Consider the following 23,914-nt stretch of genomic DNA (forward strand, 5'->3'; position numbering starts at 1 on the left):
CGAGCCGATAGGGGCGTTCGTGCAACAGCCCCTTACGATAGCGATTATTTTCCTGCAAAGGAGAATTTCAAACCCTGTGAAAGAGAAGGGGCTGTTGTACCTTCCACTTCGATCTGACCAGGCATGGAGCCCTTTGCATTGAAGAGCAGGGTACAGTGACCGCTTTCGCGGATCGTGTCGTTTGCATTCTCCCCAACGCGTACGACCTTGTATTTCTGCTTGCCAATTGAGAGCGTGTCACCGGATGCAATATCTCCCACCAGCTCACCGGGGGTGTGCTCAATCACCATCTCCGCCAGGTTCGGATGCGCACCTTCGTCAAGTAGGATGACACTGTTATTCGTCTCGAGGAACTTGCGCGCCAGTTTGCCAATGGCAGTGACCGTGACTTCATATTTTACATTCATCATAATGCCTCCCCAGGTGGTGATTTGAATTTCCCAACAATTCCTTAAAATATTCTACCACAAGGAATACTCGTTGTAAAATCTTTTCGTCGTCTGCGTCCATTGACAAGCAAAAAGGAAATTAGTACACTTTTACTCAACGGAATCAATTAGGGGAAGATTCCAACGTGATCGTTTTAGTAGGGGGGACCTCATATGCAGGATATTCGTATTGACAGCCCACTGCGGGGACGGCTCGTCCCACTCTCGGAGGTGTCGGATCCGGCATTTGCGAGCGGGGCGATGGGGCGCGGCGCGGCGATTGCGGATCCGGAGGGGCGCGTTGTGTCGCCGGTGGACGGCGAGGTCACGGTGCTCTTTGGCTCGAAGCACGCCATCGGCATTCACTCCACGGATGGGATGGATCTCCTGATCCACGTCGGCGTGGATACGGTCAAACTCGAGGGAAAACATTTCACGGCGCACGTGGCGCAGGGCGATACCATAAAGCGCGGGCAGCTTCTGCTTGAGTTCGACCCCGAGGCGATTCGTGCGGAGGGGTATGAAACGACGACGCCCGTACTCGTGACGAATGCGGCGGACTACGGCAAGATCACGTTTACGCTGGATGATGCGGAGATCTCCTCCGGCGGCGACGAACCAGAGGAAGCAAAGGCAGGGGAAAAGGCTCCTGTGGACGATGATATCGATCCGAATCTGCCGAAGGAGGAGCGCGTCGCAAAGCTGATCTGGAAGCATGTCGGCGGAGCAGGGAATGTCCGCAGCGCCGAGCACTGCGCGACGCGTCTGCGCCTCATCGTGAACGACAAGTCGATCATCGACGAGAAGGCGATCGAGAACATCGACGGGGTGAAGGGGCAGTTCTTTGCCGCCGCGCAGTACCAGATCATCCTCGGTACGGGCTTCGTCGACAAGGTCTTTGAGGCGTTTGTCGCGGGGACGAACCTCGTAGGCGCGGTGAACAGCAAGCAGGAGGCGTACGATCAGATGACGCTGCTGCAGAAGGTCTCGCGCACGCTCGGTGATGTCTTTGTACCGATCATCCCCGTGCTCGTTGCAACCGGTCTTTTCATGGGTCTGCGCGGTGCGGCGCAGAGCCTCGGCATCGAGATGAGCGAAAACCTCGTCCGCATGAGCCAGATCCTCACGGATACGGCATTCGCCTTCCTGCCCGCGCTCGTCTGCTGGTCGACGATGAACCGCTTCGGCGGCACACCCGTTATCGGCATCGTGCTCGGACTCATGCTCGTGGCACCACAGCTGCCAAACGCGTATGCGATCGCGGCGGGCGATGCTGTACCCCTTTCGATGGAAATTCTCGGGATTCCGATTCCCGTTGTCGGCTATCAGGGTTCGGTGCTGCCCGCGCTCGTGCTCGGCATCTTTGCCGCGCGTCTGCAAAAGTGGTTCAAAACGTTCGTGCCCGACATCATCGACCTCATCGTGACACCGTTCCTGACGCTGTTTGTCTCGATGCTGCTCGGCCTTCTCATCATCGGACCCATCATGCACACACTTGAGATCGGCATCTTCGGTGCGGTGCGTACCTTCCTTGAACTCCCGTACGGCATCGGCGGCTTCATCGTCGGCGCCGTGCATCAGGTTATCGTCGTGTTCGGCGTGCACCATGTCTTCAACGCGCTTGAGGTCCAGCTGCTCGCCTCGACTGGCGTGGATCCGTTCAATGCGATCATCACAGGTGCGATCGTTGCACAGGGAGGTGCGGCGGTCGCAGTGGCGGCACGTACGCATGATGCGAAGAAGCGCGCTCTCTACATCTCCTCGGCGGTACCTGCCTTCCTTGGTATCACGGAGCCGGCGATTTTCGGTATCAATCTGCGCTTCATGAAGCCCTTTATCTACGGCCTTGTCGGCGGCGCATGCGCGGGCGGGATAGCAGGCTTCCTGCACCTCGCGGGCACAGGCATGGGCATTACGGTGCTGCCGGGCACGCTGCTCTATCTTGATCACCTCGCCGAATACACTCTCGTCAACGCCGTCGGCTTCGGCGTTGCATTCGGTCTGACCTTCACCTTCTTCCGTCCCGAGGAGTGAGCACTGTGGAGAATTTTGACAAGCGGGAAATTGATGCAAAGCTTGCAGAGGGATTTCCCTTCACGCATCGATGGCACAATCGCTTTCATCTTGAGATGCCGTTCGGACTCATCAACGACCCGAACGGTCTGGCTTACCACAACGGCGCATATCACATTTTCTATCAGTGGAATCCCTACGGCTGCGCGCATAAAAACAAGTCTTGGGCACATACGAAGACGCGTGATTTCTGCACCTACACCGTTCCGCAGCTCGCACTCTGGCCGACGGACGCGCACGACAAGGACGGCTGCTACTCGGGCTGCGGCACGGAGGAGGATGGGCACCTGCGCGTCCTCTATACGTGCAACGCGAAGGACGAGAAGGGCAACCGCAGTTCTGCGCAGCGCTTTGGTACGTTTACAAAAGCGGCGGGGGCGGTGAAAAAAGAGGAAATCATCATCGATGGTCCGCCCACAGGCTTCACGGCACATTTTCGGGATCCGTACCTCTTCGAATGGCGCGGCGTGCGCCACCTCGTCATCGGTGCGCAGACGGAGGATGAGCGCGGCTGTGTGCTCGTCTACCGCGAGGCTCCGATCCGCTGGGAGTGCCTCGGGGAGCTGCGGACGCAGCTGAAGGACTTCGGCTATATGTGGGAGTGTCCGAACCTCCTCTCGTTCGGCGACAGCGATGTGCTTGTCTTCTGCCCGCAGGGCGTGGAGGCGCGTGCCTATGACCGACAGAACGTCTATCAGGCGGGCTATATCGCGGGGCATGCTTCGATGGATGCGATGGAGATCCTCATGCACGGGCGCTTCAAGGAACTCGATCATGGATTTGACTTCTATGCACCGCAGATTCTGATACATGAGGGGCGCCACATCCTCATCGGGTGGATGGGGATGCCGGATCGCGAGGAGGAGTATCCGACGCGGGAGGAGGGCTGGATGCACAGTCTGACGTTGCCGCGCATACTGACGCTCCGGCAGGGACATATCTTCTCTGAGCCGGTACGCGAGCTGAAGGCTCTGCGCCACCGTGAGACGGAGCGTGCACTCGAGGCGGAGGGGGAGAGCGAGTTCTCCGCGACCCTCTACGATCTCACGGAGATCATCCTCGATCTGACGATGGGAGAGGCGTACAGCGTCTCCGTGGAGCTGGTCTTCGGCCTCGAAAAACTCGTTTTCCGCTACAACCGTCTCGAACAGGCCATGACCATCGACCGCACGGGCATGAAGCTCGGCGGGCGCGGGACACGTATGTTCAAACTCTACGTCGAGGAGCGTCTTTCCCTGCGAATGTATATCGACCACGGCGCAGTGGAGGCATTCTTCCAGCACGGTGAGGAGGCAGCGACCATTGCCCTCTTCCCGGAGAAGAATATTCGTCCGGCGCTGCGCATCTTCTCTGATGTGGATATGAAACAGATCTCCGGTGTCGTATGGGAACTGGAGCCATTCCACTACGAGGCTGTCTAATCTATGCAAAAGGCGCGTTCGCTGTGATGTGGACGCGTCTTTTGCATGTGTGTATGGGGCCTGGCTCATACGTAAAAAACCGCTGCACCAAATGTGTGCAACGGTTTTCTCTCTACCCAATGTCAATGTGCATGATGGCTGTCTTTCAGAATGCCGACGATTGCCTTCTGTACAACGTTGAGCACGTCAGTAAGCAGTGTATTATACATTTCACCGCCGTCGACAACGCCGCGCCCGTTTTCCGTGAGGAAGAATTTCTTCGGATGTTCCGACGAATGATATGCTTCGTCAAATTTTGCCTTGACCAACGCTTCAAAATCCATGAAAAGCCCTCCTTAAGCACAATAAACAACAAACACATTATACCATATTTTTGGGGGTTGAGATAATCTTAAACTGTAATTTTGAAAGCGCCTTAGGGGATGAGCATCCAGTCAGCAATCCAGGACAGCCCCCATGTACGGAGATCCAACCGTAAATCTTCGAGTGGTGCGATGAGAGGTGCAAATGCTAGACGCAGTTTAAAACGGGTGAGCGTGTGCATATTGGCCCCGAAGATGGGGATGCGATCCATCTGGTAACGCCCCTCTGCCGGTGTCGAGAGTCCGTAGTGCACAGTGAAGCCGCCACGGTATCCGGCCGCACTCGTAATCCGCTCAATTTCTTCGTTGACACGGCCGCCGGGATAAGCGATGTAGTGCATATCGTAGCCGAGTTTTTCTGAAAGAAGGTCGTGCGAGTCCGCAATCTCATGACGCAGCTCATCAACGGAGGTCAGTTCTGCGAGATTCGCGTGCGTCATCGTATGACTCTCGAAGTGGATAAGGCCAGAGGCCTTCATCTCTGCGACCTGATCCCACGTCAAATAGTTTGGATAGGTGTTTGTGAAGTCGTAGATGAGGAAGATCGTCGCCTTGAATCCGTATTTTTTGAGAATCGGGTAGGCGTACTCGTAATTGTCGGCATAACCGTCGTCAAATGTGATGATGACGGACTTTTCCGGGAGCGATGTGCCATTTTCAAGAGCGTCCATCATCTCATCAATCGTGATCGTCGTATAGCCCTCGGCCGCAAGATATTCCATCTGTGCCTCGAACTGCTCCGGCCAGAGCGTCAGCGGGTTGCCATCCTTTGGTTCGACCTGATGATAATTGAGAACAGGGATGCCGGTCGCCGTACGTATCTGGATAAAGCCAGCAACGATGAGCAAAGAAACCATACAGAGCAGAGACAGCAAGAATCGCTTGTACGAGAGTTTCACGTAAATTACCTTCTTTATCAGAATAAATACCGCAATTAGTGTAGCCTATCGTGTGCTTCATGTCAAGAGAATCGATATGGAAGCGTACGCGCTGAAAAACCTTTGATAAAAATACCTTTTGGGGCTATAATGCAGAAGTGACATCTATTATAAAAGGGGGAAAGGAATGAATCGAAACGAACTATGCTGGTGCGGCAGCGGAAAGAAATACAAGAAATGCCATGAGGATTTTGACGAGCGCATCTCTTCCATTCGTTATGATGTTATCAAGGGGCAGGTACGTCCGCCGCGCAAGATCATCAACAACGCGGCGGACATTGAGGGGATTCGCCGTGCCGCTGCCATCAATGACGGCGTACTCGATCTGATGGAGACGCTCGTCGCACCCGGTGTCGATACAGAGACTCTCGACCGTGCGGCTCATGACTACATTGTTGAGCGCGGCGGGATTCCAGCGTGCCTCGGCTTCGAGGGGTTTCCCAAGAGTATCTGCACCTCGATCAACAATGTCGTCTGTCATGGAATCCCGTCGAAGAAGGATGTCCTCAAGGAAGGAGACATTGTCAACGTCGACTCGACCGTCATTCTGGGCGGCTATTATGCCGACGCGTCGCGTATGTACCTCGTTGGCAAGGTGCCGGCGGCAGCGGAGCGCCTCGTGCAGGTAACAAAGGAATGTATGGAACGCGGCATTGCAGCGGCGCAGCCGTGGCACTTCCTCGGCGATGTGAGCGCCGCGTGCGGTGACTGGGCGCACGCGAACGGCTACTCTGTCGTCACGGCACTTGGCGGGCACGGTGTCGGCAAGGACTTTCACATGGAGCCCTTTGTCCCGCACGAGGGCGAGGCCGGCACGGGAATGCTCATGGTTCCGGGGATGGTGTTTACAGTCGAGCCGATGATCAACGCGGGCGACTACGATGTTATCGTGGACAAAGAGGATGGCTGGACGGTGCGGACGAAGGATCACACGCTCTCGGCGCAGTGGGAAAAGACCATCCTCATCACGGAGAATGGCGCAGAGGTGCTTTCATCATGATCCATTTCGATCAGCTTTGTGTATCAGAGACGCTTGTCACCTGTCTTAAAACACGAGGGATCACAGAGCCGACTCCTGTGCAGGAGCAGGCAATCCCACCGCTGCGTGCGGGGCGCGATGTCATTGCGCAGGCGCAGACTGGAACGGGCAAGACACTCGCCTTCCTTCTGCCGATTCTTGAAAAGATAAAGCCGCAGGGGGCGGCAGCACAGGCACTTGTCATCGCGCCCACGCGCGAACTTGCGATCCAGATTGCACGCGTAGCGGAGCCTCTGGGCGCAGAGCTTGGCATCGGAACAATCGTCATCTATGGCGGCGCGGATATCGAGCGGCAGAAGGAGAAGCTGCGCCGTCATCCGCAGCTCATCATCGGCACACCGGGGCGTCTGCTCGACCATGTGCGGCGCGGGACGCTCACGCTCGGCAGTGTGAATAAGATCGTCCTCGATGAGGCGGATGAAATGCTTAAGATGGGCTTCATCGAGGACGTAGAGACACTGCTTCGGCACACGGCGCAGGACTATCAGCTCGCACTCTTCTCTGCGACCATGCCCGAGCGCATCGTGCGCCTGACGAAGAGTTTTATGACGAATCCGGCACATATTCGTATTGAGGGAGAGACAACCACCCTCGAAAATATCGAGCAGATTGTTCTCTCTGTGAGCGAAGGGACGAAACTCGATCGCCTCTGTGCCTCCATCAATGAGGAGGCACCGTATCTTGCGATGGTATTTTGTGCAACAAAGGAGCGCACGCGCAGCCTCATGATGGAACTTGCGCAGCGCGGCTATCTTGTCGATGCGCTCAGCGGCGATCTCACCCAGACACAGCGCACCTTCGTCCTGCGTCAGTTTCGTGAGGCAAAGCTGCAAATTCTCTGTGCGACCGACATCGCCGCACGCGGACTGGACATCGAGGGCGTGACCCACGTCTATAACTACGACTTGCCGCCGACCGTCACGGATTACATCCATCGCATCGGACGCACAGGACGTGCGGGTGCGCAGGGCAAGGCGATTACACTCGTCGCAGCGCATCAGCATGAGAAACTGCGCAAGATGGAGGCGGCCCTCAAGGAGCGTCTGCGGCGTGACACTGTAAAGAAAAAAATGCGTCCCACGCGCGCGGCAGTGGAAGGCCAGAACCAGACAGAACGTCGGGGAAAGCCGAAACGGACAATATCGAAAAAAACAAAGCCGAAGCAGCGCGGCAAGAAGTCCGGCAAGACCGTCACGAACATCGGTCGCCGCAGCCGAAAACACTGATAATCAAAATATTTCTTATAGAAGGAAAACAATCCGCCTCGTCGAATTTATACAATAGTATAGGCGACTTCAAAAGAGGAGGCGGATTTCATGATTGGTATCAAGAATGTGATTGCAATTATCTGCGGAGGCGGACCTGCGCCCGGCATCAACAGCGTCATCTCCGCGGTTACTAGTGAGGCGACACGTCGTGGGTGGGACGTACTTGGCATCTATGACGGCTTCTCGCGGCTCGCACGCGGCGAGAAGAATTATGTGCGCCTCGAACCCGCGAACATCAGCCGCATCCATCTGACAGGCGGCTGCATCCTCAAGATGTCGCGCTTTAACCCAACGAAGAAGGAGTCTGATCTTCGAACCGTTGTTGAGACCCTCACCGAGCTCGGTGTGACCCACGTTGTTACCATTGGCGGGGATGACACAGCATTCAGCTCCATGGCAGTCTCTGAATACGCCCGCAAGATGGGGCGTACGATCAACGTCGTTCACGTTCCCAAGACCATTGACAATGACCTCCCGCTGCCCGAGGGCGTTCCGACATTCGGCTTCGAGACGGCGCGTGCATTCGGTACGATGGAGATCGAGAACCTCATGGAGGATGCGAGTACGACGAACAACCGCTGGTACTTCACCATCGCCATGGGACGCACAGCGGGACATCTCGCGCTCGGCATGGGGCGCAGCGCGGGCGCGGCGATCACCATTATCCCGGAGGAGTTCTCACAGGACAAGATTCCGCTGCAGCAGGTCGTCGATGTCATCACCGGCTCGATCGTGAAGCGCTACCTCACGGGGCGCAATTACGGCGTCGCCGTCATCGCAGAGGGCGTCATCGAGAAGATTGCCGAGGAGGACTTCGCAAAGCTTGGCAATGTTGTCACGGATGAGCACGGACACATCCGCTACAGCGAACTCGACTTCGGCGAAATCCTGAAGCAGGCAGTGCTCGCCGAGACGAAGAAGCTCGGCATCGGCATCACTGTCATCGACAAGGAGATCGGCTACGAGCTGCGCTGCACGGCGCCGATCGCGTATGACATCGATTACTGCCGCTCGCTCGGCTACTCGGCGGTGAAGTTCCTCATGAGCGGCGACTCGGGTGCGATCATCACGATTCAGGACAATCAAGCGGTGCCCATGCGCTTCGATGAGATCCGTGACCCCGAGACGGGCAAGACAAAGGTGCGCAAGGTCAATATCAACTCCGTACACTATCAGATTGCACGCGGCTTTATGATGCGACTTGAGAAAGGGGATCTCGAGGATCCAGGGCTTGCAAATGCCTATCGCATGACACATGAAGAATTCAAGGAGCGCTACGCCTATCTGTTTGATGGCGATACTGACGAATAGCGCATCGGATCAAAGACATGGTGGAGTAGAAATTTTCTGCTCCATTTTTATTTTTGGGTATTGACGAGGGGCAGGCTTTGCCGTATAATAACGACTTGTTAGCGCAATGCGCAAGCAAATATCGCGGGGTGGAGCAGTCGGTAGCTCGTCGGGCTCATAACCCGAAGGCCACAGGTTCAAGTCCTGTCCCCGCAACCAAATTGCATAGATATCATGGGTAGGTGGCCGAGTGGTTAAAGGCAACAGACTGTAAATCTGTCATCTTCGGATTACGATGGTTCGAATCCATCCCTGCCCACCACTTTTATCGCGGGGTGGAGCAGTCGGTAGCTCGTCGGGCTCATAACCCGAAGGTCACAGGTTCAAGTCCTGTCCCCGCAACCAAGTCTGTGCGCTGGTGTAGCTCAGTCGGCAGAGCGTATCCTTGGTAAGGATAAGGTCACCAGTTCAATCCTGGTCATCAGCTCCATATAACGGCGGCATAGCTCAGTTGGCTAGAGCATGCGGTTCATACCCGCAGTGTCCGGAGTTCAAATCTCTGTGCCGCCACCATTTGAATGCTACCCCCGATACGGGGGTTCTTTTATGCTTTTAAGGGGACGCTTCGGTGTTTCCACGAGAAAATGGGCTGCATACGTTGACAGCATTTTCCAAGTATGATAAATTGGTAAGAGTCATTTTACAAGAATTCATTGAGGAGAGTTGATATTCATGCGCAACAACATTACGCTTGAGTGCACGGAGTGCCATAGCCGCAACTATCGCACGAACAAGAACAAGAAGAACAATCCGGATCGTCTGGAGTTCAGCAAGTACTGCAAGTTCTGCCGTAAGCACACGCCGCACAAAGAGACGAAGTAAGCGCTCTCTGTCATGGGAAAAATAGTCAAATTCCTGCGGGAAGTTGTCGCAGAGATGAAGAAGGTCTCGTGGTCGACGAAGAAGGAACTCGTCACCTATACAGGTGTCGTCGGTATTGCCATCGTTGTCGTCTGCGCACTGATCTGGATCTGTGACACGATTTTTGCGCGTGTATTTCAGATCATACTGCACTACTAGACTGGGTGAGGGACATGGCAGATAAGGAAGAAATCTATCTCAGACAGGCCAACCCGCACCGGGCGTGGTATGTTATTCACACCTACTCGGGCTACGAGAATAAGGTCAAGGCGAATCTTGAGCGCCTCATGCACTCGGCGAGCATGAGCGAGATGATTTTCAACGTCGTTGTCCCCGTGGAGAACGAGATTGAAATGAAGGACGGCAAGGAAAAGATCGTTCCGCGCAAAGTGTTTCCAGGCTACGTGCTCATCGATATGATCGTCGATGAACACTCGTGGTATGTCGTTCGCAACACGACAGGCGTTACGGGCTTTGTCGGCTCAGAGAAGCACCCGATTCCGCTGACAGCGGAGGAAGCGGAGCGCATTCTCTCAGGTTCGGTCGGCGGGGAGCCGAAGCGCCGTACGAAGGTGAACGTTGGAGATACGGTACGCATCATCTCGGGCGCATTCGAGGATTACGCAGGCAAGATCACGTCGATCGATGTGTCAAGCATGGGTGTGAAGGTCGATGTGGACGGAAAGTCGCTGGATGTCAAAATCGATCAGGTCGAACTGATCTGATTCCCCTACATAATACGCACCGAAAGGAGGTGATGTGTCGATGGCAAAGAAGGTTGCGCGTGTCGTAAAACTGCAGGTCCCTGCGGGCAAGGCGACACCGGCTCCACCGGTAGGACCTGCGCTTGGTCAGGCGGGCGTGAACATCATGGCGTTCGTCAAGGATTTCAACGAGCGTACGGCAAAGCAGGCGGGGCTCATTATTCCAGTTGAGATCACGGTCTTTGAGGATCGTTCCTTTACCTTTATCACGAAGACTCCTCCGGCAGCAGTTCTGCTGAAGAAGGCGGCGGGCATTGAGAAGGCATCGGGCGAGCCAAACAAGGTGAAGGTGGCAAAGCTTCCGCGTGCAAAGGCGCGTGAGATTGCTGAGTCCAAGATGCCGGATCTGAATGCTGCGTCGATTGAGGCGGCAACATCCATGATTGAGGGTACGGCCCGCAGCATGGGAATCGAGATCACAGACTAATCTGCGGTCCAGTGGAAGGGCATGCGCCCGCTATGACCACGAAGGGAGTTATTCATGGCAAAGTTTGGTAAGAAATACCAAGACGCTGCGAAGCTCATCGAGAGCGGTAAGCTCTACGCTTCGCAGGAGGCGATGGAACTCGTAAAGAAGACGGCAACGGCCAAATTCGACGAGACCATCGAACTGCACGTGCGCCTCGGCGTCGATCCGAAGTATGCGGATCAGCAGGTGCGCGGCGCACTTGTCCTGCCGAACGGCACGGGCAAGACACAGCGCGTTCTCGTCTTCGCCAAGGGCGAAAAGGTCGCGGAGGCAGAGGCTGCCGGCGCGGACTTCGTTGGCTCGGATGAGATCGTGCAGAAGATCCAGGGCGGCTGGCTCGACTTCGATGTCGCCGTCGCAACGCCCGATATGATGGGCACGGTCGGCCGTCTCGGCAAGGTACTTGGTCCCCGCGGACTCATGCCGAACCCGAAGCTCGGTACGGTCACGATGGATCTGAAGAAGGCGATTGGCGAGATCAAGGCTGGACAGGTGGAGTACCGCACGGACAAGGCGGGCAACATCCATGTCCCCATCGGCAAGGCGTCGTTCGACGCGGACAAGCTCCGCGAGAACTATCAGGCAGTCATCGACACGCTCATCCGCGTGAAGCCGGCAGCGGCAAAGGGGCAGTATATCCGCTCCATCACCGTTGTGGCGACGATGGGTCCTGCCGTCCCCGTTGCGCTTAGCTAAGACGTTAAGAGCGTACGGAATTTCCCCGGGCTGTAGACAGCAGGTTTGCGCGAGCATCTAACGACTTTTGTCGCCTGCCGAGGCCGGACGTGAATTTGAACATTCATCTCCGGCAGTAGAGCAGCCGGAGATTTTTCATTCGAAAGAATAAGGGCCGTCCAGATTGGTGCAGATTTTTGTTCGAGCAAGGAGGAACACCGGACGCGCAGTTAACTGCGTGGAGGACGTTGCGAGGGAGCGAGAACGGAAGGATGTGCCAAGATGAACGGCGACAAGAAGGGAGGGAAATGATTACATGGCAGATCATAAGAAAGAAGTCATCGTCGAGAAGCTGAAAGAGCAGCTCAGCTCGGCGAAGGGCTCGGTATTCACGACGTATAAGGGCCTCACGGTCGCACAGGATACGGAGCTGCGCCGCGAACTGCGCGCTGCAGGCGTTACGTATCATGTTGTGAAGAACACGATGGTACGCCGCGCAGCCGATGCACTCGGACTCGAGGGGCTTGACCCGCATCTTGAGGGGACGACGGCTTTTGCATACTCGGCAGAGGATGCAGTCGCTCCGGCGAAGGTCATCTGTGACTACATCAAGAAGAACAAGCTCGACGATAAGGGGATCCTGTCCGTCAAGGTCGGTACCGTTGAGGGCAAGGTGATCGAGGCGAACGAGGTGCAGGCGCTTGCGTCGCTCCCGTCGCGCGAAGAGCTTATCGCAAAGCTCATGGGCAGCATGAATGCGCCGATCTCGAACACGGTGAATGTGCTTCAGGGCGTTATCCGCAATGCCGTCTATGTGCTTGATGCAGTGCGTGCGCAGAAGGCGTCCGCATAAGGATAAATTACAAAGAGAAATTACATTTTTTGGAGGTATATGATATGAACAAGGATCAGATTCTGGAAGCCATTGAGAACATGACCGTTCTCGAACTCTCCGAGCTTGTCAAGGCTATGGAGGACAAGTTCGGTGTCAGCGCAGCTGCACCGGTTGCTGTTGCTGCTGTCGGCGGTGCTGCTCCGGCGGCTGCGGGCGGCGAGGAGAAGACGGAGTTCACGGTCGTTCTCGCATCCGCTGGCGACAAGAAGATCAACGTCATCAAGGCTGTCCGTGAGGCAACGGGTCTCGGCCTGAAGGAAGCGAAGGAGCTCGTTGATGGTGCACCGAAGCCGGTCAAGGAGAACGTTGGCAAGGCTGAGGCTGAGGAGCTTAAGGGCAAGCTCGAAGAGGCCGGCGCAACGGTCGAGCTGAAGTAATTCAGACGAAATTGCCTTTTGGAAACCGCTTTCCTGCGAGGGAGAGCGGTTTTTATTTTGTGGCAGCACGGATAAACCCACCGCCGCCACACAGCGTGTCTTTTTGCCCAAACCTTTTTAGTGAGACCTCTCCGCAGCTCTTGTGATGGATCCAATTTGCCTGCTTGTTTGGACGAGAAATCTGCATCAATTTAATAAACACTCTTTTATAAAAGATTTCTTAGAGAAAAAAACATTGAAAGAGAACATATAAATCTAGGAATATGGTCATGTATGTGTTAAGATATCATGCAAATAAACGATAATCTCTATAAGATAAGAATACAATCAGATTGGTGGAGGCCCGTGAATCTATGAGGAAACGTAGGAATAAGAAGTATGAAGGTGTGCAGCGTGTTGGAAGACACACAGCGCCCTTTTTTATTGCGCTCTGTGCTGCAATGAATGTCTGTTCTTTCCATGCTTCTGCCGAAGAAACAAGTGCAGCGGCAGAGCAGAGTATATGGGTCGCGCGCTATACGTTCTCGGGTGAGAATCCGGTGACAGAGGCGGAGCTGGCCGATGTGCTCGCAGCACATCGCCATACGGAGGCGACGCTGACGCAGCTCGAGGCACAGGCGGAGGAGGTCACGAAGTATCTGCGTTCGAAGGGATACTTTGTTGCATTTGCCTATCTTGCGCCGCAGGATTTCAAAGACGGCGTCGTGGACTTCACGATTGTGCCGGGGCGCTATGACAACATTGTTGTAAATAATACATCCTATCTCCACGAAACTGCGATTCGACGTGAGATCGGCATTGACTCGGGCGAACTTGTGAAAAAAAGTACGCTTAATCGTGGCGTCTGGCTGACGAACGATCTCTCGCGCGTCGAGACGAATACGCAGATCAAGGCGGGCAGCCGACAGGGGACGACGGATCTCGTCGTTAACGTGAAGAATAAGGGGCACCGCACATGGGGCTATGTCGGCGTGGACAACGGCGGCTATCGTCATACGGGGCGCTATCAGTACAGTGCCTTTGTCAACTATGCGAGTCCCTTCCGCGAGGGAGATCTCCTCTCGGTGGGTGGTGTTGTGTCGAACGGCGGCATGTGGTCCGGTTCGGCATCGTATATGACACCGATCGCAAAGCAGGGGGAGCGCGTCGGCATCAGCTATGCGCGCTCGCACTATTCGCTTGGCGGCGCGTTTACTGCGCTTGGCTATACGGGTACGGCAGAGACATTGAGCCTGCACTTTCAGCATAATTTTAAGCGCAGCCGCGATGTGAACGTCTATGGGACGATTCGCTTTGACATGAAGAGCCTTGAAGATGAGGCAAAGAGCATGTCTTACAACAATCCGAAAAGTGCACGCAACTGGGTGTACGGCATCAATGGAGACAGTCTGGATCGTTTTTGGACGGGCGGAAAAAATACGTTCTCTCTAAGTTATACGCATGGAGATCTCTCGATTGACGATGAACGCCAGCGCGCATATGATGCAGGGACGGCCCGGACAGCAGGGCATTTCGGAAAGTGGAATCTCGAACTGACACGCCTTCAGCATGTCAGTGAACGCGTCTCCCTCTATCTGAGCTATCATCGGCAGTGGGCGATGAAGAATCTCGATTCATCAGAGAAGTTCTCGCTCGGAGGACCGCATGGTGTACGCGCCTATCCGGTCGGCGAGGCATCAGGCGACGACGGCTGGCGCTGGACTTCGGAGCTGCGCTGGAATCTGCCGACACGCGAGGGCGATGAGAATGTATGGCAGCTGATCGCATTTGCCGACGGCGGTCATGTAAATGTCTACCACAACGCTCCTGCGGGCTATGTGGGAGCTGCGGGGCGCAGCCTCTACGGCGCAGGCGTCGGCGTGAACTGGAGCAACCAGGCGAACTGGGTTGCGCGCGCACATTACGCATGGAAGATCGGCCCGGAGGATGCTGTTTCGGATACGGACCGCAGCGGGCGATTCTGGTTTCAGATTTATAAATTCTTCTGAACGGCGAAGAACCGGCATAGCAAAGCCTCCCCCGCCAGAGCGGGGGAGGGGGACCGCGTAAGCGGTGGAAGGGGCGCTTTGAGCGTCCGGACAATACAAACGAAGAGCTGGTGCACGCGTCAAAAAGACTTTGTGCAGCAGTTACATGATTTTTGATTGAGGGGAATAGACCATGAGCATGATGAGGAAACAGCGTCGCAGTATGCTGCGGAAAAGTCTGCACGGCGGTGTCGGCATTTTGGCTGCGGGTGCATTGATGATCGGTGGCGCGCAGGAGGCTTACGCCCTGCCGCAGGGAGGAACGGTCGCAGCGGGGGCGGCAGAGATCGCGCAGACGCAGGCGGAGATGGCGATTCGACAGGCAACGGAGAGTGCCGTCATCAACTGGAACTCGTTTAATATCGCGGCGGGAGAACGTGTCAATATTTTTCAGCCGAGCGCACAGGCGGCACTGCTCAACCGCGTGATTGGGAACAATCCGTCGGAGATCTTCGGCACGCTGCAGGCGAACGGACGTGTCTTCCTCGTGAATCCGGCGGGCGTTCTCTTTGCACCCGGTGCTCAGGTGAATGCCGGCTCGATTCTTGCGTCTACGATGAATATTACAAATGCCGATTTTATGGCGGGCAAATATGCCTTTATCGGCACACCAAATGACGGAAAAGTTATCAATCGTGCCTCTCTCGTCGCTCAGAATGAGGGAACGGTCGCCCTGCTCGGCAAGGATGTCGTGAATGAGGGCGTCATTGTTGCGCGCAAGGGCGCAGCGGTGCTTGCGGCGGGTGAAGCCGTGACGATTGATTTTAACGGCGATGGCAAGGTGTCCGTTGTGCCGACCACGGCGGCACTTGAGCAGGCAGTCACGAACAAAGGTCTCGTCGAAGCGGACGGAGGCCTCGTTTTCATGTCTGCAGCGACGGGCGATGCACTGACGCGCTCGGCGGTCAATCAGGAGGGCATCGTCCGTGCCGCAAGCCTTGACGGTGCGGCGGGAAGGGTGCGCATGACGGCGAACGACGTGCGTCTCGCTGCAGGAAGCGTGACGGACGTGAGCGGCGCTGTAGCCGGTACGGTCGAGATCGGCGGCGGCTGGCAGGGCGCGGGTGACCTCGCGCACGCGCAGAATGTCACGATTGAGCGCGGCGCGGCTGTGCGTGCGGATGCAACGTCAGAGGACGGTGCGGGCGGCACGGTCGCCGTATGGTCGGACGGCATGACGAAGTTCGCGGGCGAGATCACGGCACGCGGCAAGGGCACGGGCGCGGGCGGCGCCGTCGAGACCTCGGGCGCGAAAGTGCAGATCACGGGTCGCGTCGATGCCTCGTCAGAAGCGGGCAAGGGCGGCGAATGGCTGATCGATCCCGGTGATGTCGTCATCAGAAACCTTACGGGCAGTGAAACGGCGTCGGACACGCTCATCGACGTGCAGAGCGTCAAAAACACCTTGGACGGCGGCACGTCGACGACGGTGCAGACGGCAAGCGGCAACAACGATTACAAATTGACTGTGCAGGACGCCATCACCAAGACGGCGGGCGGCGATGTGACGCTGACCTTGAAGGCGACGGGGAGCGTAAATATCAACGCCGACATTACTTCGACGGCGGGCAAGCTCAATGTGAATGTCGTATCCGATACGAACCATCGCGCAGGCGGTCGTGTCAGCGTTGCGAATGGAAAGAACATCACGACGCTCGGCGGCGACGTCAAGATCGGCGGAGGTCTCATGGACAGCGGCGTCGGCTTTGCCAACTCGCAGAGTGCGGGCGAGGCTGGCATCACGCTCGATCATGCCGTGATCAATACCACGGATGCAGGCGGCACGGCGGGCGGCAATGTCGAACTCGCAGGAAGCACGACGGCAGATGCAGCGGGCGTGTTGCTCTCCGGCACGACGATTACGGCGAGCACGGGTAAGGTCACGCTGATCGGCAAGTCCACGGGAACCAATGCGGCTCTTGCCAAGGGCATCTCTATCGACGGCGCATCGAATATCACGACGCGCAATGTCGAACTCCGCACGGACAGCATCGACCTCAATGGTACGATCACGGGCGACAGCGACCCGAGTGGCTCGGCAAAGGTCTGGACGCTCTCGGATGGAAAGACCATCAACTTTGGCTCTGGCTCGGGCGGGCTTGACCTCGCGGGCAATACGTTCACGTCTGCGGGCAATATTCGGAACTTCAAGAAGAACACAGTCGGCGATGCCGCGAAAAAGGCGAATATCATCGCAAACGGCGTGACGGCGGACGAAGATCTGGAAATGTATACGGGTGCAGGCACGCTGACGGTCAGCGGCGCACTAAATGCTGCTGGTCATGCGCTGACACTCGGCTCGAAGAATGCCATGACGGGGGCGGGCGTCATCACGGCAGACGCCCTCAAACTCGATGCAGCAGATGCCACAGTGAACCTCACGGGAACGCATGCCGTCACGAAGCTCGACGGCAAAGCAAAAGGCCTGACATTCAAGAACGGTGCTAATCTGACCGTTGGAGGTGAAACTGGGCTGACAACTGCAGCGGGCGGCGCGGACATCGAGGTGACGGCGGGTAATCTTACGGTCGGCGCACATGGCATCACGAACGGCGCGGGCGCGATGAAGCTCAAGGCGAGCGGCGCGCTCTCCCTTGATGCGAATGCCGAGGTAAAATCGACGGGGAAGGCAAACACCTCCCTGGAAGCGGCAAGCGTCAGCTTTGGAGCGGATGCCAAGGTAAAGACGGCAGGCGGCACGATCAATCTCAAGACGGATGCGCTGACACTCCCCACGGGAGCGCAGGGCACTCTTTCGAGTGCAAACGGAAAAGTCACGGTTGAGACGAAAACGGCGAACAAGACGATCACCGTTGGTTCTTCGAGTGCCGCTGATCTCGAACTGCCCGATCTCAATTTCATCAACTCGGGCACAGGCGAAATCCAGATTGGCAGCGCGAATACGGGCAATGTTGAGATTGGCACAGCCGATGTCAAAGCGCCGCTGACGGTCGAGTCGGGCGCAACGCTCAAGTTCTCAGGAACGCTCTCGAATACGGGCAACAAGAACACGACGTTCAAGGCGAACGCCGTGGACTTTGCTGCGGGAGCAAACCTTGCGGCGGGTACGGGAACGATGAAGATGGTGACGGACAGCGTCACGAACTGGAACAATGCGGCATTTGCTGACAGCAATGCGAAGGGCACGTTTGCCATTCAGCCCAAGACGGCTGGTGCTTTCACCGTCGGCGGATCGAGTCCGAGTGCGCTCGTCTCGGATGCAGGTTTCGGCAAGCTTAAGGCAGGTAATTTCTACAACGTCGCCATCGGCACGAAGGACAATGTCGGCACGGCGACCATCGCGGGCATTTCAGCGGGCAATATGCCTAAGTATACGAGCATCCTGACGCAGGGAAAAATCAATATCACGGGCGCGGTCAACGGTGCGGCGACGGATACGCTCGCGCTCCATGCCGAGGCATCGGGCGCGACGCTCGGCGATGGGCTTTCCCAGAGTGCGCCAGTCACGGTCGGTAATCTGCTGCTCCTCGGCAAAGGCTCGATGGATCTCAGCACGCAGCCGAATGCGATCCAGAACATTGCCGCCGATATGGCGGACGGCGATCTCAAGCTCAAGAATCAGACGAACATGCAGGTCGCTGTCGTTGAGAATCGTACCGTCACGCCGAAGGCAAATGTCGACGGACTGAAGACAAAGTCCACGAATATTGCTCTTGACACGGGCAAAAAGCTCACGGTTGCGGGCAAGCTGACCTCGACGAACGACACGAAAATCGAAGCCGATGATCTCGACCTTGGGAACAACAAGGTCAATGTCGGCAAGAAGCTCACGCTCGAAAAGGCGACAAAGTCGCAGACCATCAATGTCGGCACGGGTACGGGCGACTGGAACATCAACAACGCCGCCTACGGCGACATCAAGATCGGCGGCGCATCGCAGACGGGCAACATCAATATCAAGGGCGCGACGTTCAAGAAGCCGTCGGACATCGAGACCACGGGTGACGTCACGCTGACGGGCACGACGAAGGCGGGGGCGGACGGCAAGTCCGACATGAAGATCAAGGCGCATGCGGCGACTCTGCCGACGGCGTCGGATACGCTCGCGGTCAAGAATCTTGAACTCGACCTCTCTGGCGGCATCGACCTTGGTCTTGGAAAGATCAACGGCGATAAGGATGGCAAGGTCACGGCGAAGGGCGCGACAGCGGGGCAGGACATCTATATCAGCGACAATGCTGCAGATGCCCCTGCCGCAGATTTCCGCATTGCATACCGCACGATCAATGACACGCTCAACGGCTTCGGCGGTTTCGACGTCGCGGGTGAGAAGCATGTCTATTTCTATCAAGGTACGGTCAAGAAGTCCATCAACGCGGCGGGCAAGCTCGGCGTCGAGGTTCGCGAAAACCTTGAACTTGAGGGGGAAGGCGCAAAGCTTACGATCGGCGCAGATCCGACGCAGACGGGGCATGACCCCGCCTCCGTCATCACTGGCGGCTTCACCGTAAAGAACGGCAAGAGCGTCACCGTCAAGGGCAAGGGCGCGGGCATCAACGTCAACACCGCGCAGGCAATCGCGCTTGAAAACAATGCCACATTCAAGGTCGAGGGCGACGAGGCGAAAGTTCGTCTGCACTCGCGCGGAGGCAAGGTCGTTTTTGGCAACGATGCCGCCCTTGCCATCTCCGGCAGCAAGGCGGATGTGCGGGCAACGGGAACGGAACTCGACCTCGGCGCGCGCGCGAAGATCGACCTCGGCAGTGACCGCGCGGGCTATCTCGCCCTCAATGTCGATAAGGTCAATGAAACTGCAGGCGAAGATAATACGACAAACATCACGGGCAGCGGAAGGCTCGACCTCGCTCCGCGTACCACGGGCAGGGCGATGACCGTCGATAACAATGCGTCGGGCGCAGGTCTCCATATCACGGGCGACCAGCTCAATGGAAAGCTTTTCGGCAGTAATTTCGGCGAGTTGAGTCTCGGCAATGAGGCGACGGGTGACGTCACGATCGACGGCATCACGGCGAACAACAGCGTCACGATCCGCACGAAGGATACGAACAAGGTCACCATCGGTACGGGCGGTCTGACGGTCGGCGATAATCGCCGCGTGACGCTCAAGACCGGCTCGATTGAGAACTCGGGCGGCGCGGGCGCGATGACGGTCGGTACGGGCAGCACGCTGAACCTCTATACGAACAGCATCGCGAATCTTATGGACAATAGCGGGGCTGCCACTGTCAACGGCACGGGCACGCTCGGCATCGCGACCTACGACGGCACGAAGACCATCGGTCTCGGCAACACGGCGACGGGCGATCTCCTGCTGCCCGATGCGAAGTTCGGCACAGTGTTCGGTTCGGGTTTCACACATTACGCCATCGGCAACGGTACGCAGGGGACGATCAACGTCGCAAATTCTTCTCTTGCGAAGGACGTGACACTCCAAGCGGATACGATCAACTTCGCGGGGGATATGACGCTTGCAGCGAACAAGACGCTCGTTGTCAACGCCAAGACAGCGGCGAACCAGACGGCGGGCAAGATCAAGACGGATAAACTCGCACTCCTCGGCGGCAATATTGCGCTCGAAAAGAACAATGAAATCGGTACCCTTGCGGCAGACGCGCTCTCCGTCAAGGTCAAGTCGAACGCGCTGACCATTGGGCAGATTACAACGCCCACAGGTGCACCTGTCGCTTCGCGTACCATCAAGGGCGTGAAGTCGGGCGAAGCTGGCGGTACGGCGGGCGATATCGCGCTGTCCGCCGATACCATGACCTTCACGGAGGGGGTCGAGGGTAAGGGCAATCTCACTGTACAGCAGGCAAATGCTGCGACGAATCTCAATGTCGGCACGACAGGCACGGGGTTGAATCTGCCCGCAAACCTCTTCGGCGGGAATAAAATCAAGGACGGCTTCAAGCATGTCTACCTTGGCCGTGACGATGCGACGGGCGCGACGAACGTCGGCGGCAATCTGAACTTCGTCGATCCGACGACGATTCGTTCAGGAAAAACCGCAGGATCGATGACGGTCGATGGTTCGGCAAACATTCGAACGAACGGCAATGATTTTGCGCTCGAATCGAAGGATCTGACAACCGCTGCGGGAAGCGAGGTTGATACGGATACGGGTGCACTCACGCTCAAGACCGATAAGATCGACCTCAACGGCAAGATGAAGGGCAAGAAGGCGCTCAACATTCTGCCGATCTCGCAGAACCAGGACATCAGTCTCGGTGCGGATGATCCGACGAAGCTCTCTTTGCTCAATCGTTATTTTGATGGCAATAACCGTACCTTCTGGGAGTATGAGATTGTCAACATCGGCGATCGTGGAGGCGGCGGACGCCTCTATCAGAGCGGCACAATCGACACGCCGTTCCGCGTCAACATCCAGCAGGCGATTACGAGCGGCTCGGGCGGTGTCAATATTGCGGGGACGATCAAGACGAACGGGCAGGATTACTCCATCGCCAGCCGTGAGGTCGACCTCAGCAATGCTGCCATTTCGGCGGACAGCACGAATGGGGGAACGCACGGCAACGTTACCATTCAGGCGGATACGCTGACCCATACAAATAGTAAAATCACGGGTCATGGCGACGTGACCTTTGATACCTATACGCCGGGTAAATCCATTCATTTCGGTACAGGCGGGACTTCCTCTGATTTCAGCCTGCCGTCCGACATCTTTAGCGGCACGGGACTCCTTCAGAAAAACTCCGACGGCACGGGCTTCCGCAAGATCCGCATCGGCGGGCAGAATGCGGGCGATATTTCCGTCGGCAACGTCGATCTGCCCGAGGGACTTGCGGATACACTTGCCATCAAGTCGCGCGGTACGGTGAGCTCGACGGGCGTTCTGAAATCCGTTCCGACACTCGAGGTGGAGGCGAACTCCGTCAACCTTACGGGGCCGAACGAGATCAAGAACCTTGGCAATATCACGTCCGCCGCAGGTGTTTCGATCGAGACGAAGGGCGGAACGAACGTCACGGGTGTGATCACGGGCAATAACGCTCCGATCAATATTACAAACAAAAATGGCGGCAACGTCACGATCGCACCCGGCGGGCAGATCGTCGGTACGGGTACGTCCGATGTCGTCATCGAAGCGCGGGGCGGCGCGTTCAAGAACAAGGGCGGCGCGAGTGCCATCCAGACCGCGCCCGGCCAGCGATATGTTGTTCATACGGAGGACTCCGTCGAGAACGAGATCGACGGGCTTGTATTCCAGTTCCGCAAATACGGCGTGGACTACAACAACCGCAGCTCCTTCCCTGTTCCTGCGGGTCAGAACGCCATGTTCTACAGGTATCAGCCGGAACTCAAGCTGTACTCAACCCGTGTCTACGGCGATGATAACTCAGCATTCTTCAACGCGACGGCAGGTTTCCACATTGTTGACGACGGCAACGTCAAGCGCCGTGCGCTCGATAGGACAGAGGTTGACTACATCCGCGATCATGTAATCGATTCGGGCACGCATAACTTCGGCACGACGCAGGATACGAACGTCAATGCCGACGTCAATACGGCGGATGGAACGGTTACGAACGCGGCGACCGATTCGACTGTGCGTGCAGGTGCGCGTATCTACGGATCGAATTCAACGATTGCCGGCGAGAAGATTACCTACACGGGGCACAACGACCTCAACTACAAGATCACGGTCGACTACCGCATCGTGCCGCGCGTCGTCACGGTCACGGGCAAGACGGAGACTGTCAACTATAATGGTAATCCGCACAATTACACAGGTATGAACGGCGTTACGTTCACAAACTTCGCGAACAGTCAGACGGCAGCAACGCCGGGAGTGCTCTCGGGTTCTGTTTCCTATACCCCGATTGCAGACGCATCAAAGACAACGGGCTATGCGCAGGGCGCTGTTCATGCAGGTGAGTATACGGTCGGCTTGTCAAACAGTACGCTTACGGCAAACAACTACAAGTTCAAATACGTGCCGGGCAAACTGACGATCAAACCAATCGATATCCACTTCACTGCGCCGGGCGGTGAGCGCATCTACGGTGCGCCGAACGACAGCGTGACGATTCCTGCGCCATCGTATACAGGGGCGCTTATCTCAGGTGACAGTTTTGCGAAGTACTCGGTTACGGCAATGGACGGCAGCAATCCGGTTACGGAGCGCACAGGTGTTGGCACATACGCGATGACACTTAACGGTGCTGCTCTTGCACCCGGCAGCCGAAGCCTTGCGACGGACTACAACATCACCTCGACCACGGGGACGCTGACGATTAAAAAGCGTCCGCTCACCATCACGGCGGGCGACAAGTCGCGTGTCTACGGCGATGCGAATACGACAGCGGGCTATGTCAACAATACGACGAAGGTCAACGTCGGCGCGACAACCGCGACGACGGGACTCGTCAACGGCGATGCCATTGACGATGTGACGGAGACGATCGATCCGACAGCAACCGTCACGACAAATGCAGGCACGGCAGGTCTTTGGACAAAGGCGAGCGCCGCGCACTTCTCTTCGGGGACGGCAAACAATTACAACATCACCTACGTTGACGGACATTTCAATATCACGAAGCGTGCACTGACCCTTGTCGCGGGCGACAAGAGCCGTATCTACGGCACGGCGAACACGACAGCGAACTATGTGAACGGCACGAATCTGTTCCGTGTCAAGGCGGGCACAAACCTCGTGAACGGCGATACGATCTCCTCGGTGACGGAGACGATTGACCCGCGTGCGGCCGTCACGACGGATGCAGATACGCCAGGACTCAAGACAATGATCGGCAGTGCTGTTTTCGGCGTAGGAAATGCCAATAACTATGATGTTTCCTATGAGGACGGCAGCTTTGTCATCACACCGCGTGACCTCACGCTGCGTGCAGGAGATAAGACACGCATCTACGGAACGGAGAACAGTACCGCAGTTTATACGGGCGGCACGACGAAGTTCCACGCTGATGCCGCGACGGCGACGACGGGACTCGTGAACGGTGATAC

The 23,914-nt window shown here is 56.7% G+C and carries 17 protein-coding genes and 5 tRNA genes; 19 read left to right on the forward strand and 3 right to left on the reverse strand.

All coding sequences use genetic code 11. From position 1 onward, the window contains the following. Positions 1-44: 44 nt before the first annotated feature. Positions 45-407, reverse strand: a complete 363-nt coding sequence (locus HMPREF1992_RS02665) for a PTS glucitol/sorbitol transporter subunit IIA (RefSeq protein WP_037358224.1) — start codon at positions 405-407, stop codon at positions 45-47. Between the two features lie 195 nt (positions 408-602). On the opposite strand from HMPREF1992_RS02665, the gene HMPREF1992_RS02670 reads away from it, so the two are divergent. After that, entirely contained in the window at positions 603-2,462 is a 1,860-nt protein-coding gene (locus HMPREF1992_RS02670; protein ID WP_021684276.1) for a glucose PTS transporter subunit IIA, read from the forward strand. A gap of 5 nt (positions 2,463-2,467) precedes the next feature. Further along, entirely contained in the window at positions 2,468-3,922 is a 1,455-nt protein-coding gene (locus tag HMPREF1992_RS02675) for a sucrose-6-phosphate hydrolase (RefSeq protein WP_037358227.1), read from the forward strand. A gap of 122 nt (positions 3,923-4,044) precedes the next feature. Here the strand turns inward: HMPREF1992_RS02675 and HMPREF1992_RS02680 are convergent, their stop codons facing one another. Both HMPREF1992_RS02680 and HMPREF1992_RS02685 read right to left on the reverse strand, forming a co-directional pair. Beyond that, complete coding sequence (locus tag HMPREF1992_RS02680) at positions 4,045-4,245, reverse strand: hypothetical protein (RefSeq protein WP_021684278.1); 201 nt, start codon at positions 4,243-4,245, stop codon at positions 4,045-4,047. Positions 4,246-4,337: 92 nt separating this feature from the next. After that, positions 4,338-5,183 (reverse strand): polysaccharide deacetylase family protein, encoded by an 846-nt coding sequence (locus HMPREF1992_RS02685; RefSeq protein ID WP_037358230.1) that lies wholly within the window; start codon positions 5,181-5,183, stop codon positions 4,338-4,340. Positions 5,184-5,349: 166 nt separating this feature from the next. Between HMPREF1992_RS02685 and map the strand changes: the two genes are divergently transcribed. The 17 genes from map to HMPREF1992_RS02770 form a co-directional block, all read left to right on the forward strand. Then, positions 5,350-6,222, forward strand: a complete 873-nt coding sequence (gene map / locus HMPREF1992_RS02690) for a type I methionyl aminopeptidase (RefSeq protein ID WP_021684280.1) — start codon at positions 5,350-5,352, stop codon at positions 6,220-6,222. Continuing rightward, a complete protein-coding gene (locus HMPREF1992_RS02695; RefSeq protein ID WP_021684281.1) occupies positions 6,219-7,487 on the forward strand; it encodes a DEAD/DEAH box helicase in 1,269 nt (422 codons plus the stop codon). Before map ends, HMPREF1992_RS02695 begins: the two co-directional genes overlap by 4 nt. A 90-nt stretch (positions 7,488-7,577) precedes the next feature. Next, positions 7,578-8,840, forward strand: coding sequence for a diphosphate--fructose-6-phosphate 1-phosphotransferase (pfp, locus tag HMPREF1992_RS02700; RefSeq protein WP_021684282.1), 1,263 nt, complete (start codon positions 7,578-7,580; stop codon positions 8,838-8,840). A gap of 122 nt (positions 8,841-8,962) precedes the next feature. Further along, positions 8,963-9,038: transfer RNA gene (locus HMPREF1992_RS02705), tRNA-Met, on the forward strand. A gap of 17 nt (positions 9,039-9,055) precedes the next feature. Beyond that, a tRNA-Tyr gene (locus HMPREF1992_RS02710) sits at positions 9,056-9,141 on the forward strand. A 7-nt stretch (positions 9,142-9,148) separates the two neighbouring features. Next, a tRNA-Met gene (locus tag HMPREF1992_RS02715) sits at positions 9,149-9,224 on the forward strand. A gap of 9 nt (positions 9,225-9,233) precedes the next feature. Beyond that, positions 9,234-9,309: transfer RNA gene (locus tag HMPREF1992_RS02720), tRNA-Thr, on the forward strand. Positions 9,310-9,315: 6 nt separating this feature from the next. Continuing rightward, positions 9,316-9,392 (forward strand) — tRNA-Met (locus tag HMPREF1992_RS02725). 159 nt (positions 9,393-9,551) lie between these two features. Beyond that, the gene (gene rpmG / locus HMPREF1992_RS02730) at positions 9,552-9,701 is read left to right on the forward strand and encodes a 50S ribosomal protein L33 (protein ID WP_006307107.1); all 150 of its coding nucleotides are present in this window, start codon (positions 9,552-9,554) and stop codon (positions 9,699-9,701) included. 12 nt (positions 9,702-9,713) lie between these two features. Continuing rightward, positions 9,714-9,899 carry a preprotein translocase subunit SecE gene (gene secE / locus HMPREF1992_RS02735; RefSeq protein WP_021684284.1) on the forward strand — a complete coding sequence of 62 codons (186 nt, stop codon included), beginning with the start codon at positions 9,714-9,716 and terminating at the stop codon, positions 9,897-9,899. A gap of 14 nt (positions 9,900-9,913) precedes the next feature. After that, positions 9,914-10,465 (forward strand): transcription termination/antitermination protein NusG, encoded by a 552-nt coding sequence (gene nusG / locus HMPREF1992_RS02740; RefSeq protein ID WP_021684285.1) that lies wholly within the window; start codon positions 9,914-9,916, stop codon positions 10,463-10,465. A gap of 40 nt (positions 10,466-10,505) precedes the next feature. Next, positions 10,506-10,931, forward strand: a complete 426-nt coding sequence (gene rplK, locus HMPREF1992_RS02745; RefSeq protein ID WP_006307104.1) for a 50S ribosomal protein L11 — start codon at positions 10,506-10,508, stop codon at positions 10,929-10,931. A 54-nt stretch (positions 10,932-10,985) separates the two neighbouring features. Continuing rightward, on the forward strand, positions 10,986-11,669 hold the full coding sequence (rplA, locus tag HMPREF1992_RS02750; protein ID WP_021684286.1) for a 50S ribosomal protein L1: 684 nt from the start codon (positions 10,986-10,988) through the stop codon (positions 11,667-11,669). A gap of 295 nt (positions 11,670-11,964) precedes the next feature. Beyond that, entirely contained in the window at positions 11,965-12,501 is a 537-nt protein-coding gene (gene rplJ, locus HMPREF1992_RS02755; protein WP_021684287.1) for a 50S ribosomal protein L10, read from the forward strand. Positions 12,502-12,545: 44 nt separating this feature from the next. After that, positions 12,546-12,920, forward strand: a complete 375-nt coding sequence (gene rplL / locus HMPREF1992_RS02760) for a 50S ribosomal protein L7/L12 (protein WP_021684288.1) — start codon at positions 12,546-12,548, stop codon at positions 12,918-12,920. A 353-nt stretch (positions 12,921-13,273) separates the two neighbouring features. Continuing rightward, on the forward strand, positions 13,274-14,908 hold the full coding sequence (locus tag HMPREF1992_RS02765) for a ShlB/FhaC/HecB family hemolysin secretion/activation protein (protein ID WP_021684289.1): 1,635 nt from the start codon (positions 13,274-13,276) through the stop codon (positions 14,906-14,908). A gap of 172 nt (positions 14,909-15,080) precedes the next feature. Then, on the forward strand, positions 15,081-23,914 hold an 8,834-nt coding region (locus tag HMPREF1992_RS02770), incomplete at its 3' end, for a filamentous hemagglutinin N-terminal domain-containing protein (protein WP_021684290.1).

It is taken from the genome of Selenomonas sp. oral taxon 892 str. F0426, assembly GCF_000468035.1.
GTDB lineage: Bacteria > Bacillota > Negativicutes > Selenomonadales > Selenomonadaceae > Centipeda.